Below are 16,396 nucleotides of genomic sequence, written 5' to 3'. Positions count from 1 at the left end.
CCCGTGACATCTTCAGCGGCTCCTTGACACCTCAAGCGCCTGCACAATGTCCCGCCACAAGTCATCGACGTCCTCGATCCCAACGCTGAAACGGATCAAGGTCGGGGGAAGATGCCCCTGCCCCGAAATCGGCGCCCTACGCTCCATCGTCGACTCGACACCTCCAAGGCTCGTTGCGTGTTGGATGATTTCCAGAGCATCGCAGAGCCTTGTCGCCCGCGAACCGTCTCCAGAAACGTCGAAGGACATCATTGCACCGGGCCCATCAAGAACGCGCTGAGCGATCTCGTACGATTCGTGGCTCGGCAAACCGGGATAGCGCACCTTGACTACTTCGGGGTGATCGTAAAGTCGACCAGCCAGGACAACGGCGTTCTGCTCAGCACGACGCATCCGCACCACCAATGTCCGAATCCCCCTCGTCACCAGATACGACTCGAGCGCCCCCGGTGTTGCGCCGCCGATCGTGCGCTGCCTGCGCAGCGACTCCTCAAGATCCTGGTCCTTCGTCACGAGCACTCCAGAGAGTAAATCCGAATGGCCACCGAGAAACTTTGTGGCCGAATGCATCACAATGTCCGCTCCGACGTCAAGCGGACGCTGATTGAGCGGCGTTGCAAAAGTGTTATCAACAACGACCAACGCGCCCGGCTTGCGGTCCGCTGCGGCGATGGACGGTATCTCTGATACGGCGAGCAGCGGGTTCGACGGCGATTCCAACCAGATGAGGTCCGCATTTGCAGCGGCTTCGATCCACTCTGGTGTGTCCGCACCATCGATGCGGGTTGCTGACCATCTCCGCTGCTCGACGCCTTGGTCAATGAGAGCAGAGACGCCGTGGTAGCAGTCGGTCGGCAACAACACATTCGCACCGACAGGCAGAAGATTGATCACAGCCGCACAGGCCCCCATGCCCGACGAAAACGCCACGGCGTGCCCACCCTCAAGTTGACCTACGAGTTCTTCCAGCGCCGAAATCGTGGCGGTGCCGTGCTCGCGAGAATAGGTGCGCAGCCCACCGGCTCGAAAGTTCGATGCCAAAACCACCGGGCTATTGAGCGGCGAACCTCGGTCAGACGAGCGCCCTCCGCTTACAACCCACGTGCCCACCGACCGCTCATCCATGCAGACATGTTAGTGAACGGTACCGACGGCGCCCTCTCGGTGGGTACCGATCGAGGGTTGTTCGGCGCCGAAGGCAAAAATGCGCGACTCGCCCGGCTTAAGCGGATCGCAGGGCAGAGAAAGCTGGAACACATTGAGTCCGTCCTTGCGTAAATAGGTGACATCGCCACCCATCCGTCGGGCGAGCTCGCAGGACACGGCAAGGCCGATCCCCAACTCAGCTACAAGGCCCGGGGTGTCGTAACCTCGCTCGCAGAACGCGAAGATCCGAGCCTCGTCGACTTCGGAAATCGGCGGCCCACTGCTGCTCACGCGTATGCATCCCTCTCCGAGCTCGATCCCTGTCTCCACCCGAATTTCGCCCGTGCCGTGGCGTTCGGCGTTTGTCAGCAAGTTGCGCAAGATCTGACGAACTCGAGCCGAGTCTCCGCGTACGGCTGGAAGCGCAGGGCCGATGATCTCCATGTCCGCACGCGCCTCGGACAACGTTTGGAGGGCTTTCTGGGTCTCGGCGAGAAGATCCACACGCTCGCTCACGACTACCAACCCGCCGTTCTGGTTTCTCGCTGCAACCTCCATATCGTCGACCGTTCCACCAATTAGTCGCGACTGATGTGCAATCGTGGCCAGAAACTCGTCACGCTCACGCTGATCGAAAGCTCCATTAGGGTCGCGGAGCATGTCGACAAAGCCGATGATCGAAGTCAGTGGTGTCTTTAGCCGATGACCGACAGATGCAATGAACTCGCCCTTCTCCGCTACAAGGCGCTCGAGCGTTACGACCCGTCGCCGAGTAGCTTGCGTTCTGACAAGCGCCAACACAGCGATGATCCCAGCAATCAAAACGACTGGGGTCACGACACGGAGAAGCCCTTCAGCAACGCGGGTGTCTGCAACCGCCTGTTCGAGACCCAGCAGCGCCTCCCGGTAAAGCGCCTGCACGTCTCCGCGAAGAGCGACCTCAGCGACTTGGGTATCGGAGTGATAGAACGCCATGGAGATCGATGCTTGGTGCGATTGCGCATCGAGCTGAGCGATCGACGTCAGGAATGTCTGCTGCAGGGATACGACCTCATCGAGTCTTTTCAGCCCCTGGTCTGGAGTAATCCCGCGGAGTCGTTGCACAATGGCAGCAAAATCATTAGCCGCGTCTGTGCCACCACCATGGTGTGAGAGAGACATGGCGGCTGCCAGCTCGGACGCGGTCATATCCGACAAGGCGGCCGGGCTCAGATGGCTGCCCATATCGTCCATGCCCATATCGTCCATGCCGTCAGCGGCAAATCCGGTAGTCCCACCCGGTCCAGCGTCCTCAAGACTGCCGTCAGCGACCATCCCACTGACAAGTTCGACCGCGATGTCGGCTTCCACAAGAACGGCAGCTTCGAGATCGGTAATGAGGAGTTGGCGGTCGACCTCGAGGCCAAAAGCAGAGGTGGAAGAGGCGTATCGAACCATCACGATCGCCAACGCCGCAGCGCTCGAAAGCAACACGACGGTTGACAGGGCGACCAACCAGCGTGACGGATCGCCAGCGCGAATCTGGCTCATCCTATGACCTCACATGCTGTATCTGCCATGTAATCTAAACGTCGGCATTGACGGATAAGCCTTGAAGACTTGCAGAGTAGTACTTCTATGTCCGCCTCCCGGGTCATCCGACGATGGCCCGCTACGTGCGAGCGATGCGCTACATTGCCGCCATGGCGCGCAAAAACATCACTATGTCGCAATCCGAAATGGACGAATTTCTCGCAGAAGGCCACACGTTGCTGGTGTCGTCCATAGGCGCCGACGGGTACCCCCATATCGCACCCATGTGGTACGTGATAGACAGCGGAAAAATCGTCTTCCGGTCCTTTACGAAGTCGCAGAAGATCGTCAACCTTCAACGAGACCCAAAGCTGAGTGTCCTCATCGAAGTTGGAGAAAACTACGACGAACTAAGAGGTCTCATGATCCGTGGAACTGCGAAACTCGTGACCGACCCAGCCTACATCCTCAAGATTTACGGGACCCTCGCGGCAAAGTACGCGATGATCGGCGGGGCACCCCAAGAACTGACCAGAGAAGAACTCGAGTCGGCGTTTGGCCGCTTTTCGTCAAAGAATACGGCCGTTGTGGTCGAACCCGTGAAAATCGCTACTTGGGACCACCGCAAACTCGACGGGAGTTATTGAACATCGGGACCGGGCAACGTAAAGGGACCTATTTTGAGAATGAGAGCACTAGCGCTGCCCATCATCGCCGCCCTGGCCATTCTCCTAAGTTCCTGCGCTGACGCATCCGCGTGCGAAGAAACTTCGAGTGAGGTGTCGGACCGCGTCGACGCGGTGGCGCAGGCACAACCTGGTAGTTGGCTCAGGGTCTGCGTCGACGGACTCTGCAACGAGGACGAGTCACCCGACGCCTCGGTAAGCGTTCTGTTTCCCGCCATTCATCCAACAACTGCGGCGTACTCGGTGACAAGAGTCGCCGGTAGCGGAGTATCGGTCGGCATCGCCCGAGGAGTGCTCAGCCTGCCCTGTGGCAGCGAAGGTTTGGCGGTCCTGGTCACGGTCGATGCAGACGGCCGCGTCACGATCGTCGAAAGGGGATAGCCCGAAAGGCGCTGTCGCGCCGCCCGACGAGCCTTGTGCGTGGGAGAGCAGTCCGCTGGGCTCTCGCCAAGCGTCGCGGTCATGCAAGTCATGATGTCGCACAAATTCGACTTTTTGTTGCCGATCATCTGCCGCCCTTGGAGACCGCACATCTCGCTGTCATATTGCCTTTGATATATCGGTTCGATATAGTGCCGTATCGTTGTCGAATACGGAGCGGAATATGCTCGAATTTGCGGTCCTCGGACTGCTTTGCGATACCAGTCTCCACGGGTACGAAATCAAACGACGGCTCGCTGAACTTGGGTTTTGGCGCGTCTCCTTCGGCTCGCTGTACCCGGGGCTGAAAAGGCTTGACCGTCGCGCACTCATCGCATCCGATCGTGAAGGGCGTAAGAAGATGTACACCCTCACCACCGAAGGCCAGAAGCACTTCATGTCTCTGCTGATGGAGCACTCAGACGCGCCGGAGGAGGAACGCCATTTCCACCTTCGACTCGCGTTCTTCCGCTATCTGGACGCCGCACATCGAACAAGGTCGCTGCTGCGCAGAAGAAACGAACTTGTCGAGAAGCTCACGCGGACCAAAAGACTGATGCGTCGGGCAGCTAACCACGGCCGTGGCAAACTCGACCGTTATACCCGTGCACTGATAGAGCGTGGGGTCAGGACAACCGAGGCGGACATTGCGTGGCTCGATCATCTGATTGCCGCCGAACGAGGCGAGCAGGCCCGCCTAACAGCCACAGAACTATCCCCAGGAGGGGCGTTATGAACAAAGTAAAAGTAGCAATCGTAGGGCTTGGCAACTGCGCCAACTCCCTCATGCAGGGTGTCGAATATTACAAGGACGCGCCGAACGGGACTGACATCCCCGGCCTCATGCACGTGACTCTCGGCGACTATCACATCAGCGACATCGAATTCGTTGCCGGGTTCGACGTCGACGCGTCAAAAGTCGGTGAGGACATGGCCAAGGCAGTGTGGGCGGGTGAAAACAACACCGTTCGGTTCTCCGACATCCCCAACACCGGATGCATCGTCCATCGCGGGCCAACTCTCGATGGGCTCGGCAAGTACTACAAGACTTCAATCGAAGAGTCAGCAGGCGAACCAATCGACGTCGCGCAGGTGCTGAGAGATTCGGGTGCAAATGTCCTGGTGTCCTACCTACCCGTCGGCTCAGAGCAAGCGACGCGGTTCTACGCACAAGCAGCAATCGATGAGGGAATCGGCTTTGTCAACTGCATCCCGGCCTTCATTGCGTCCGACCCTGAGTGGGCACAGAAATTCGCAGACGCCGGTGTGCCGATCATCGGCGATGACATCAAGTCCCAGGTCGGCGCAACAATCATCCACCGTAACCTTGCCCGTCTCTTCGAAGACCGCGGCGTTGTTGTCGAACGGACCTATCAGCTCAACGTGGGCGGCAACATGGACTTCAAAAACATGTTGGAACGCGAACGTCTCGAGTCAAAGAAGATCTCCAAGACTCAGGCGGTGACGTCGCAGCTCGACAACGGCATTGCCGATGACGACGTCCATATCGGCCCGTCCGACCACATCCCGTGGCTCACGGACCGCAAGTGGGCATACATCCGGCTTGAGGGCAGATCTTTTGGGGATGTGCCCCTGTCCGCCGAGCTCAAGCTTGAAGTCTGGGACTCGCCAAACAGCGCTGGTGTTGTGATCGACGCAGTCCGTTGTATCAAGATCGCGATCGATCGCGGTATCGGCGGCCCACTACTGGCACCGTCGTCGTACTTCATGAAATCCCCACCGGTCCAATACCGCGATGTCGTCGCCAAACAAAACCTTACAGAATTCATTGATGGCAACGACCCAACCGCCGCAGCAACCACTGCGTACCTTGGTTAAGACTTGTTGCCCGAAGCACAACGCAGTTCCGGCGGGACTCGAAGGAGGATTCATCTCGTCGTGACGGAGCAACACCGGTGGACAATGGCTCGGCAGGCGGAGTGCTAATGAGTTGCGCAGTCTGCACAAGCGAAACGTGTTCGCACGCGGGTACAATCAGTGGCATGCGAAGAAAAACCAACGACTCGCTCGTAAAGAATGAAGAGACGGTCCTTGTGCTGGCACTGGGCCTTCTCGACGAGGGGGAAGGCAGCTTCCATGGCTATCGAATTAGCCGAGGGCTGAAGGAAAAGACCGAATCGCGACCCATGGCGTACACCACGCTGTACCGCTGCCTGGTGAGGCTCGAAGACCGTGACCTCATGTCGAGCAAATGGACCACACCAGAGCACGGTGCCCAGCCCAAACGGCTATACACACTGACCAAGGAAGGCAAGGCCCTGGCCAGGAAGCTGCGGGCGTCCTAGGCACATCAGAACGACAACAACGGACGGCCCCTCCCCCACGAAGGAGCCGTCCGTTGTCTGTGGCTCTCGTCCCCACATAGCTCCCGCGAAGGTAGTCACTTGGCCGCCGTTATGCAACGACCGACGACTTTATGCATCGCCATTCTGAACCCGGTCGAGGCGGCCGGAGGGAAAATCCTCGTGGACCGGTTCACCATTGCTGGAGTCGGTCATCTAATTTTCTTCGAGGACTCCAGCGGTAATCCGATCGGTGCAATGCAGTACGACAGCGACGCTTTCTGACTCGCGATCGGGATCGACGTCAGGTTCAGCTTTGGATGTCCGGACAAATCGAACGACACATGGCGCGACCTGACCAGTGGCAACCCGATCTTGGTGGGTCAAAGCGCCGCGCTAGCCGTCAAGGCGATCCCGCAACCAGGCGAGGTCTGCGGTGTGTTCGTTAGCGCCGCCGGGTGTCTCAAGCACAACAGGAGCGCCTGCGTCCCTGAGACATTGCAGAAGCAGCTGATGCGGAATCATCCCGGCGCCGAGGTTGGCGTGACGATCGCGACGCGAGTCCAGGGGGTCCTTCGAGTCGTTGCAGTGCACCAAGCCAATGCGGCTGCCAGTCTCGTGGATCGTCCGAGCAATGGTTGCCAAGTCCTCGCCCGCCGCCCAGGCGTGACAGGTGTCAAGGCAGACGCCGACGTTGCGGTCGCCAAGCTCTGCAAACAGGGGTGCATAGTTTGCAATGGATCGGACGACGGCATGGTCACCGCCGGCAGTGTTCTCGATGAGGATCGGCACGGTCGTCGTGAACGAATCGATCGCCTTTCTCCAGCGCTCGAACCCGACGGCGATGTCCTCACCATCACCGACGTGACCACCGTGCACAACGACACCGCTCGCACCAATGCTCTCCGCAGCCGCACAGGCGTTGGCCAGCGTCTTACGAGCGGGTATGCGGATCCGGTTGTTTGGCGACGCGACATTGATGACGTACGGTGCATGAACGAAAATCGGCAACGGTGACGCACGCAACTCATCGGCGTCATCACGAGGAACCGGCTTCTTGTACGACTGCGGCGCGGACAGGAACAGTTGAATCACGTCAGCACCGCGAACGCGAGCTTCGGCAAGCGGATCTTGTGCGGGAGTGTGGGCGCCAATCAGCATGGACATACCGTAACGCACCACCAAACCAGGCGCCGACGGACGACAATCGAACTCTTGAGGCTGTTCTCATCGCAAACGACTGCAACAGCGCACTGTGAATTGAGGTGGATGAAAAATGTGGATAGAGCACACTTCGACCGCTCAAACACGCACGAGGAGCCATTCCGAGGTCCCGAAACTGACCCCAGATAGAACCGAAGGCCGCCATAAAGGCGACCATCGGTTCGGGCTTAGACGGGAGGTAGGAAGGCATCCTGTCTGAAGGTGTTATCGACCATATTTGTAGATCCTTAAGGGTTTTCCAGAAACGTAAGGACGTTTTTCGCGACCTTACCCTTGACGACCATTACTACCAGCAGCGCTAGGATCGTCGCATGACACACGTGCTTGTTCGCCGCCGAAAGGATGTGCTGGTTCTGCTCGTTCTCGTCGGGGCGCTGCTACTAGCAACGGCCTACGAGGTGGCGATTCTGCGCAAGTACACCGAGCTTCCCGAGACCAACGACGCTGGCGTCCTTACGACGCGTGGCCAGACACAGAGGCGTACGGACCTGATGTGGGGAGGCGTGCTCGGAGTCGGTGGGGCAGCGATGGTCTTTGCCGGCGTCGGCAGTTTGGTGCGACGTTCCACCCAGTTCGCGATCACAGACGACGGTCTTGAGATGAATATCGCACCTGGTGACCTGGTGTTTATCCCGTGGGAGGATATTCTTACGGTCGGCTACCGCGGTGTTCCAGGCGCTGGGAGTCGTGTGCGCCCCAGCGTTGCGGTGCAACTCAGAGACGACGTACGCCCGCCGGGCAGGGTATCCAACGCGGACGTGGTAAGTCAGACGATTTTCTTGAACGCTGATATGTGGGATGTTCCAGCGGAGCAGGTTGCGGTCGCTGCATCCCTCGCGCTCGCCAGCGCCACGAACATGCAAGACACGTTCGCTGACCTCGAGGGCTAGCTGTGGAGATCGTGTTCTTGCGGCACGGCGAACCCGCGTGGTCCGTTGGGGGGATCAGCCAGGCGAATCCCAATCTCACCGAACGCGGTACCGAGCAAGCACGGCTCGCTGCCCAGCGCCTCGCCAGCGAGGACTCACCCATGTTGGAGATTCTCGTGTCACCCGCCCTGCGGGCACAACAGACCGCGACCCCGCTGGCGGAAGCAACCCAGGTGACGCCGATCACCGTTCATGACCTCACCGAGATCAAGAGGCCCGACTGGGACGGTGTGCCGGAGGAAAAGGTCATGCAGATCTTTAGCGAGGCGCGGGATAGGGACCCTGACCAATGGTGGGACGGGCTTGATGGCGGCGAAAGCTTCGGCGACTTCCATCACCGAATTACCACCGCAATGCTTGATGTACTAAACCAGCGGGGCATCACACAGGATTCACGCGGTCGTCCGCACCTTTGGCATGTGGATTCGCAAGCGAAAAGAATCGTGATCGTTGCTCACGGTGGCACCAACGCGGTGGCGCTCGGTTGGCTGCTCGGTCTCGAACCGACACCGTGGGAGTGGGAACGATTCGTCCTCGGGCACTGCTCAATGGCCCGAGTTCGAGCCATTCCGCTTGCTGGCGGGCACGTGTTTTCTCTCCGTACCTTTAACGATGTGGAACACTTGCCGCGACACCTGCGGACCCGGTGACGCTACTTTCCGAAACGCCTCGACCGGCCGGTGAAGTCTCGCATCGAGCGAAGAAAGTCAACGCGGCGGAATGCCGGCCAGTACACGTCGACGAACGAAAACTCCGCGTACGCCGCCTGCCACAGCAAAAAGCCTGACAGCCGAGACTCACCGCTGGTGCGTATCACGAGATCCGGGTCGGGGACGTCAGAAATGTACATGTGTTTGGCAAGCTGATCGGCGTCAACCCGGTCCGCAATGCTGTGTCCGTCCAGACCTTGATCGGCAAGAGACCGGATGAGATCCTTGGTTGCATCGACGATTTCTTGACGGCCCCCGTAACCCAGGGCAATCGTGATCCGGCGGTGGCCGGTGGGGCACTCGGACTCGAGATCCTTCGCTGCGGACACCAGACGTTCGGGAAGAAGATCGAGACTGCCCACAAACTTCACGGAGGTCGCGCCATGGAGCGCCCCGGGGAGGCTTGCAAACAGATCGATCAGCACGTCGTAGTACGGCTCCAACTCTTCAGCCGGTCGCTGCAAGTTTTCTTGAGACAGCAGCCAGCAGGTTACGGCGGGTATCTCAAGCTCCTCTACCCACCCAAAGAACTCACGAACCTTGTCCATGCCAACTTGGTAACTGGCGGCGTAGTCGGGCAGGCCAGCTTGTTTGGCGTACCGACGGTGTCCGTCATGGATCACCCCGATGTGGTGCGGCAGAGCTGAGCGGTCGAGCTGGTTGAGCAGACGTCGCTCATACACCCGGTACAGGACCGACTTGACTCTCTCACGAACACTCACTGGTTCCCACACACTTTCTGTCGACAACGTCGCGCAGGGCGCCCACCCGAATGCTACCTACCTGCTCATGGTTCGGGGTGCGTCCGCGCACTAGATCATGAAGCTACCCGCACAGATCGATGCCAACGTAAGGCGGTTGTCACATCTAGATGGCGAGCAGCGCCTCTGGTAACTCGACGATGCGGGCACGCAGGTACTCACCAAGACTTTTCGCTTGTGGGTCCACGGCGGTTGACGCAAGTGCGCCATCGCCGAGATACCCGCGTATGACGAAGTTAAGAGCCCCAATATTGGCAAACTCATACCGTTGAATCGGGAACTGTGCAAGGTCCGGGAACATCTCGGCAAATTTCTCAACCGTAAGAAACCGAAACAACCAGGAGTACGCAGCCTCAGAAGCAACCCACACGCCAACATTGGCATCGCCGCCTTTGTCTCCAGATCGAGCACCAACAACCCTCCCGATCGCCACACTCACCAGATTACGACCCGCAACATCCGTTTCGGCCGCTTGCTCAAGAGCGGGCTGTGGCACAAAATCGTGACCAGCCGTCGGCGCTGGATCGATGTCAATCGTCCGGCCGCCCACGTGGACGGTTTGGGTGCGCTGGGGGACGAGGCATGGCACGTACACAACATGGGGAGTGGCCCCGCCGGGCGGCGCGGCCAATGCAAGACCCGGGTAGTTGGCCAATGCCAACTCGACGGCGATACGCGAAAAGCCCTTGTCGACCTTGTCCCTGTCACGATCGGTGACACGTACGGTCAGCCGGTTGATGGCGGCATCGTGCGATGGCGGGTCGACGGGCGCGGTTTGCGACCATCGCACCTCAACATCACCAAACTGTTCGCGTCCACCGAGTCCGGCCCACAGCGCAGAGAGAGCCGCCTCGGCTTTGGCGTCGGCATCGAGACCTGCGATGAGGAAAGTCACCTGGTTGCGGAACCCTGCAAGAGTCACGCAGGCAGCCTTGGTCGTTACGGGCGGGGCGCTTCCGACCGTCTCGGAAACCTCGACCCGGTCGTCTCCGTGATCGGTTATCTCGACAGTGTCGAGTGCGGCAACGACATCGGGGTTTAAGTACCCCGGCGACCCGATTTCATATAGGAGTTGGGCACGCACGGTGTCGCCGGTGACTCTCCCCTCGGTTCCCGGATGTTTCGTGATTGTCGCCGACCCATCGGCAGCCACCTCCGCTATCGGAAAACCGAGGTGGTCGAGCGGCCCAACGGTTTGGAAGAACGCGAAGTTGCCACCCGTCACCTGTGTCCCACATTCGATGAGATGCCCGGCCACCAGCGCTCCCGCCAGTTCGTCCCAGGCATCGGGTGCCCAACCGTGCCACCAGGCGGCTGCACCGATGACCAAGGAGGCATCGGTCACCCGGCCGGTGATGACGACATCGGCACCCTCGCTGAGAGCCCGTGTAATACCCCAGGCACCCAGGTAGGCGTTTGCAGCAAGGACGGTTAGCCGTCGGTCGGCGATCGACCACTTTTCATCCATGTGGAAGAACTCTTCGGGTGACTGCGCCACTTCAGCGGTCATATCATCGCCGGTTATCGCAGCGATACTGACGGTGAGTCCTGCCGCGTCGGCTGTGGACTTCACAGCGGCCGCCGCGCCAAGCGGGTCGAGTCCGCCGGTGTTCATCACGATTTTGATGCCTCGGTCCAGACAGTCGGTGAGCACGCCGCCGATGTGGGCTACCCCGGTCGGAACCCAGCCCTTGCCGCCGCCGCTAACCCGCTGAGCAAGGATTCCGAGGGTGAGTTCTGCAAGGTAGTCGCCGGTGAGTACGTCGATCGGACCGCCATCAACCATCTCTCGGGCCGCCGTGGCCCTGTCGCCCCAGAACCCGGAACAGTTTGCAATCCGAACTGCACGGCGTGTCATGAACCGGACCAGAAGGTCTTCTCGAATGCAATGGAGGCGTGGATGCGCTCGAAACCGAGTCCCTCGTAGAGGCGTAAAGCACCAGTCGAGTCGTCAGTGTCGACTGCGAGCATGGCGAAGTCCAGACCGTCGCGACGAAACGCCGAGAAGGAGTGCTCGCACAGACATGACGCAATACCGCGGCCTCGCGCTTCCTTGGCAACGGCTAGCTGCCCGATCCACCCTTCCTTGCGACCACTCACCTCGAAGTCGGCAACATCGACATAGTTCCAGGACAACCCCAGAACCTCTCCTTCATCGTCGACCGCCACGAAGGAGAGGTCGGGACGAAAACCCGGATAGTCGTAATACTCAAGCCAGGCATCGAACGACAACTGTGTGACCGCGTACTGACCGCGGAATGCGGCCTGTTCGACCTTGTACAGCACGTCGATGTCCACATCGTTCCAACCCACAATCGTGACACTCGGCAACACCCGCGGGTTCACGTAGGCCGGGAGTGTGAGCGACATTTCGCTCCAGATTCGCGCAAGGGTGAATCCACGGTCCGACAGCAGCGAGTCGCGAACCGCGTCGCCTTCGAAGATGAAGGTGCGAACGCCACCGGCCTCCAAGACCCCGTTGGTTCGCAGATGAGTTTCAGCTACTTCCTCGAGATGGCAGACCATGTGAGTCCCTAAACCCTTCCCGCGATGGGCGGGGTGTGTAGACCCGCTGAGCTGAACGAAGGGGTCAGCTCCATCCCCGTGATCGTATGTTGCAAAACCAAACCCCACAATCATCTCAGATCCATCAACGGCGGCGATGGTGTCCCGTTGCAGGTCGACGTATGATTTGAGCAGCATCTCTTCGAATTGCCGGGGCGTTGTCGCCCAAGTCCTGCCGTCGTGACCGTCTGAGATCGTTTGCACAGCCGCGAGTTCCTCAACGTCAGAGAGCAACACCGGACGATACGAGTACTGGGCCATGAGGTCAGTATGCCCGATGCCGTGCAATTGTGTTGCCAAGCGTTGCTTGGGTACGGTTTGGGTGTACTGATGACAATTCACAAGGAGAAACCATGCCGGTCGCAAGCCCGGACCAATACGGCGCAATGCTCGACACAGCTCGAGCTGGCAAGTACGCCTATGCGGCCATCAATATTTCATCCTCGGAGTCGTTGAACGCCGCCCTACGGGGTTTCGCCGAAGCGGAGTCGGACGGCATCATCCAGATCAGCCATGGAGGAGGATCGTTTGCATCAGGATCTGCCGTGCAGGACATGGCGCTCGGGGCCCAGGCGCTTGCCGAAATGGGCCACCTCCTTGCCGAGCGCTATGACGTGTTGGTCGCGTTCCACACCGATCACTGCCAAGCGGATAAGGTCGACACCTTCATCCGACCATTGCTTCAGGTCAGTCGTGATCGAAAAGCAAACGGCGAAAGTCCCCTCTTCCAGAGTCACATGTTCGACGGCTCCGCAATAGAGTTGACGCCTAACCTCGATATCTCCCACGAGCTGCTCGGCGAAATGCAAGAGCTGGACATAATCCTCGAGCTTGAAGTCGGCGTCGTGGGTGGCGAAGAAGATGGCGTGAGCGCTGAAGGCGTGCCCCGCGACAAGCTGTACACAACCAACGAAGATCTGATCGAGACCGTAAACAAGCTCGGTCTCGGAGAAAACGGCCGTTACCTGCTCGCCGCGACATTTGGCAATGTCCACGGCGTATACAAACCAGGCAACGTCAAACTGCGTCCAGAGGTCTTACAAGAAGGTCAGGATGCAATCAGGGCCGAGTTCGGTAACGATGCCCACTTTGATTATGTGTTCCATGGCGGGTCGGGTTCAGACATTGCAGACATCCATGCAGCCATCGACTACGGCGTCATCAAAATGAATGTCGACACCGACAACCAGTACGCGTTCTCGCGACCGATTGCGGATCACTTCTTCTCGAACTACGCCGGCGTTCTCAAGATCGACGGCGGCGTCGGCACCAAGAAGTTTTACGACCCGCGGTCGTATCTGAAAAAGGCTGAAATCGGGATGGCTGACCGAGTTGTGCAGGCATGCGTGGAGCTTCGCTCGGCGGGCAAGAGCCTGCTGAAGTAGCCTCCAGCAGCTACAAAAAGGCCGACCACGCAACCACTCGGCTTGCGGGAGGGCGTGGGATCACGACGCCCGAGCGGTCAGGTCCGGCATAACGAGACGCGGATCCGCCAACCGGAGGTGAGGAAGTTTTGAAATAATCTGTTCCCTTTTCGGTTTGCACTATGTAGACTTTGTAATAACAGATTTGGTGCATCTGAGGCGTCTCGTCCCCCCTGGACGTCGAAGGCACCAGCCCCCAAGAACCGGCAGCTGCTTTTTGCACTGCCGGTTCTTGTAACTCCTCAATCCCTTGTGGCAGTCGTCGACTGGTTGATCGAGACCAATCAGCAACGGCTCATTACACACCTACATCGGTACACTATGCAGATGGAAACACCTCGAATATCACTCGGCCGAATGCAAAACCCGGTACGCGGGTTTCTCCATGGCGGTGCCGCCCTCTTGGCGGCGACCGTTGGGCTTCCCCTCCTCGTGATACGGGCGAACTCTGGCGTGACACTCGCTGGTGGACTCGTGTTTGGCATTGCCCTGGTAGCGCTTTACCTCACGAGCGCGTTGTATCACGCGATCCCGTGGGGTGAAGTATGGAAGAAGAGGATGCGTCGACTTGACCATTCGATGATCTTCGTGCTCATCATCGGAACATTCACCCCGGTCGCGCTGGTCGGCCTCGAAGGGAAGGTCCGTATCATCGCTCTGGTCGCCGGGTGGACGATTGCGATCGTTGGCATCGTCCATCAAATGTTGACGAAAACTCCCGGTATGGCGCTCTCAATCGCGCTCAAGGCGACCCTTGGTTGGCTGGCGGTGCTGGTGATTTATCCGCTCGCGCAAAGCCTGGGCATGTTCCCAGTTGTGCTACTCGGCATCGGCGGGGCGGTGTACACGGTCGGGATGGTGTTCCTCGTCACCGAGCGACCTCGGTTGTGGCCACGGGTCTTCTCGTACCACGAAGTGTTCCACATCCTCACAATCGTTGCGTCGAGTTTCCACTTCGTCGTGGCCTACCGCTATCTCATGACCGCTGCCTAGGATTCCCTCTCCCCCTGCTTTGGCAGCCGAGCAGGGCCAGTGTGTCGGACTTCGGAGGTGCTCAGTCTTCCAGTCTGGCGACCGTGTAACGAGCCGCGGGAGATGTGATGGCGCACGAAGACAAAGCCAGCAAAGACAAGCCGACGACGGTAACAAAACCTCCTCCAAGGACGATTCACCGCCGCATCACGAAGACGAGTCCGTAGCCACCCAGCATTCGGTAGAGATCCGTGGCGAAACTATCAACTACACGGCAACCGCCGGACGGATGATCCTCGCCGAAGAAGAAGGCAAGAAGCGAGCGTCGTTTTTCTACGTCTCGTATACCAGGGATGACGTTCAGGATGTGAGCGCGCGCCCGATCGTGTTCTCGTTTAACGGTGGCCCGGGGTCGGCCTCGGTGTGGCTCCATCTCGGTGCGCTCGGCCCGAGACGTGTGTTGATGTCCGACGAAGGCTGGACGCTACCGCCACCGTCAAAGCTTGTTGCAAACGAACATTCGATTCTCGATGTTGCTGACCTCGTGTTTATCGACCCGATCTCCACCGGATATTCGCGTGCGATCCCAGAAAAGAAAGCAAAAGACTTCCACCACTTCACGAAGGACATCGAGTCGGTCGGCCAATTCATCCGACTCTATCTCACACGCAACATGCGGTGGAACTCACCGAAATTTATCGCCGGCGAGTCGTACGGGACCACCCGTGCGGTCGGTTTGGCGGGTCATCTCTTCAACAGGTACGGGGTGGCTTTCAACGGGTTGCTGCTGATTTCGGCCATCTTGAACTTTCAGACCGCCGGTTTTGACCGCAAGACATGGACCTTTCAGCGCGGCAACGACCTGCCCTATGCGCTCTTCCTGCCGACGTACGCGGCCACGTCGCATTATCACGGTGCCCTTGGCGACGCCGAGCAAGCGCTCAGTCTGAGGGAATTGCTCGATGTAGTCGAGAAGTTCGCCGCCTCTGCGTACCAGCTTGGACTGTTCGCGGGGACCAGCATCGATACCGAGGACGAGGCTGCGATCCTCGACGAGCTCGAACGTGTCACCGGTCTCAGCCGGGAGTATCTCGATCGCTACAACATGAGAATCGAGATCCTCCGCTACTGCCGGGAAGTGTTGCGGGACCGCAACCGAACGGTCGGGCGGATCGACAGCCGGTACACCGGCATCGACCGGTTCACGGACGGTGACACGATGGAGAACGACCCTTCCATCGACGCTGTTTCGAGTGCATACAGTTCGGCGCTCAACCACTACCTACCCGCCGACCTGGGTTACGAGAGCGACCTTCCTTACGAGATTCTGTCGGATCGGGTGCATCCCTGGAACTATGAGGCGTTCCAGAACGCCTACGTCGACGTCTCAGAAACACTGAGAGACACTATGTCACGCAACCGTCACATGAAGGTGCTGGTCACCAACGGGTACTACGACTTGGCAACACCGTACTTTGCCACCGAGTACACATTCAACCACATGGATCTCGACCCCGAGATTCGCGACAACGTGACGATGGAATACTATGAAGCAGGCCACATGATGTATGTGCACCTCCCGTCACTGGAGAAACTCGCCAGCGACATGCGGTCCTTCATAACCGAAGCCACATGACCTGAGATACCAACCGGGCGGAACACCGACCCGGATAAACCTTTTGACTACGGATCAGGAGGTTGGGGGTTCAAGTCCCTCCGGGCGTGCCACCGGAAACCCTGCGAG

At 59.1% G+C, this 16,396-nt stretch carries 16 protein-coding genes and 1 pseudogene; 11 read left to right on the top strand and 6 right to left on the bottom strand.

The annotated features are described in order from the left end of the window. Window positions 1-12: 12 nt before the first annotated feature. Both IIC71_07430 and IIC71_07425 read right to left on the bottom strand, forming a co-directional pair. Entirely contained in the window at window positions 13-1,125 is a 1,113-nt protein-coding gene (locus IIC71_07430; protein MCH7669015.1) for an aminotransferase class I/II-fold pyridoxal phosphate-dependent enzyme, read from the bottom strand. 9 nt (window positions 1,126-1,134) lie between these two features. Continuing rightward, on the bottom strand, window positions 1,135-2,676 hold the full coding sequence (locus IIC71_07425) for a HAMP domain-containing histidine kinase (protein MCH7669014.1): 1,542 nt from the start codon (window positions 2,674-2,676) through the stop codon (window positions 1,135-1,137). A gap of 152 nt (window positions 2,677-2,828) precedes the next feature. Between IIC71_07425 and IIC71_07420 the strand changes: the two genes are divergently transcribed. From IIC71_07420 to IIC71_07395, 6 genes and pseudogenes are all read left to right on the top strand, one after another. Then, entirely contained in the window at window positions 2,829-3,305 is a 477-nt protein-coding gene (locus IIC71_07420; protein ID MCH7669013.1) for a pyridoxamine 5'-phosphate oxidase family protein, read from the top strand. Window positions 3,306-3,344: 39 nt separating this feature from the next. Further along, entirely contained in the window at window positions 3,345-3,725 is a 381-nt protein-coding gene (locus tag IIC71_07415) for a hypothetical protein (protein MCH7669012.1), read from the top strand. A gap of 223 nt (window positions 3,726-3,948) precedes the next feature. Further along, entirely contained in the window at window positions 3,949-4,500 is a 552-nt protein-coding gene (locus IIC71_07410) for a PadR family transcriptional regulator (GenBank protein ID MCH7669011.1), read from the top strand. After that, window positions 4,497-5,603, top strand: a complete 1,107-nt coding sequence (locus IIC71_07405) for an inositol-3-phosphate synthase (protein MCH7669010.1) — start codon at window positions 4,497-4,499, stop codon at window positions 5,601-5,603. Before IIC71_07410 ends, IIC71_07405 begins: the two co-directional genes overlap by 4 nt. Window positions 5,604-5,767: 164 nt before the next feature. Next, a complete protein-coding gene (locus IIC71_07400; GenBank protein MCH7669009.1) occupies window positions 5,768-6,070 on the top strand; it encodes a helix-turn-helix transcriptional regulator in 303 nt (100 codons plus the stop codon). A 162-nt stretch (window positions 6,071-6,232) separates the two neighbouring features. Next, window positions 6,233-6,352: pseudogene (locus IIC71_07395) on the top strand (VOC family protein). Window positions 6,353-6,463: 111 nt separating this feature from the next. Here the strand turns inward: IIC71_07395 and IIC71_07390 are convergent. Beyond that, window positions 6,464-7,228 (bottom strand): deoxyribonuclease IV, encoded by a 765-nt coding sequence (locus IIC71_07390; GenBank protein ID MCH7669008.1) that lies wholly within the window; start codon window positions 7,226-7,228, stop codon window positions 6,464-6,466. Window positions 7,229-7,602: 374 nt separating this feature from the next. On the opposite strand from IIC71_07390, the gene IIC71_07385 reads away from it, so the two are divergent. Together IIC71_07385 and IIC71_07380 are read left to right on the top strand one after the other, a co-directional pair. After that, complete coding sequence (locus IIC71_07385; GenBank protein MCH7669007.1) at window positions 7,603-8,181, top strand: hypothetical protein; 579 nt, start codon at window positions 7,603-7,605, stop codon at window positions 8,179-8,181. Between the two features lie 2 nt (window positions 8,182-8,183). Beyond that, on the top strand, window positions 8,184-8,870 hold the full coding sequence (locus tag IIC71_07380) for a histidine phosphatase family protein (protein ID MCH7669006.1): 687 nt from the start codon (window positions 8,184-8,186) through the stop codon (window positions 8,868-8,870). Window positions 8,871-8,872: 2 nt separating this feature from the next. On the opposite strand, the gene uppS is transcribed toward IIC71_07380, so the two are convergent. The 3 genes from uppS to IIC71_07365 form a co-directional block, all read right to left on the bottom strand. Beyond that, window positions 8,873-9,652 carry a di-trans,poly-cis-decaprenylcistransferase gene (gene uppS / locus IIC71_07375; protein ID MCH7669005.1) on the bottom strand — a complete coding sequence of 260 codons (780 nt, stop codon included), beginning with the start codon at window positions 9,650-9,652 and terminating at the stop codon, window positions 8,873-8,875. A gap of 145 nt (window positions 9,653-9,797) precedes the next feature. Then, entirely contained in the window at window positions 9,798-11,549 is a 1,752-nt protein-coding gene (locus tag IIC71_07370) for a DUF1446 domain-containing protein (protein ID MCH7669004.1), read from the bottom strand. Next, complete coding sequence (locus tag IIC71_07365; GenBank protein ID MCH7669003.1) at window positions 11,546-12,556, bottom strand: GNAT family N-acetyltransferase; 1,011 nt, start codon at window positions 12,554-12,556, stop codon at window positions 11,546-11,548. Before IIC71_07365 ends, IIC71_07370 begins: the two co-directional genes overlap by 4 nt. A 53-nt stretch (window positions 12,557-12,609) precedes the next feature. On the opposite strand from IIC71_07365, the gene fbaA reads away from it, so the two are divergent. The 3 genes from fbaA (at window position 12,610) to IIC71_07350 (ending at window position 16,288) form a co-directional block, all read left to right on the top strand. Next, complete coding sequence (fbaA, locus tag IIC71_07360) at window positions 12,610-13,641, top strand: class II fructose-bisphosphate aldolase (GenBank protein ID MCH7669002.1); 1,032 nt, start codon at window positions 12,610-12,612, stop codon at window positions 13,639-13,641. 366 nt (window positions 13,642-14,007) lie between these two features. Beyond that, window positions 14,008-14,673, top strand: a complete 666-nt coding sequence (locus IIC71_07355; GenBank protein ID MCH7669001.1) for a hemolysin III family protein — start codon at window positions 14,008-14,010, stop codon at window positions 14,671-14,673. 268 nt (window positions 14,674-14,941) lie between these two features. Next, window positions 14,942-16,288 carry a peptidase S10 gene (locus tag IIC71_07350; GenBank protein ID MCH7669000.1) on the top strand — a complete coding sequence of 449 codons (1,347 nt, stop codon included), beginning with the start codon at window positions 14,942-14,944 and terminating at the stop codon, window positions 16,286-16,288. Window positions 16,289-16,396: the final 108 nt, after the last annotated feature.

This window comes from Acidobacteriota bacterium (assembly GCA_022562055.1).
In the GTDB taxonomy this organism is placed as follows: Bacteria; Actinomycetota; Acidimicrobiia; order Spongiisociales; family UBA5794; genus BMS3BBIN02.
Note: the sequence above shows the minus strand (reverse complement) of the source record. Positions and strands in the feature narration are given on the sequence as shown.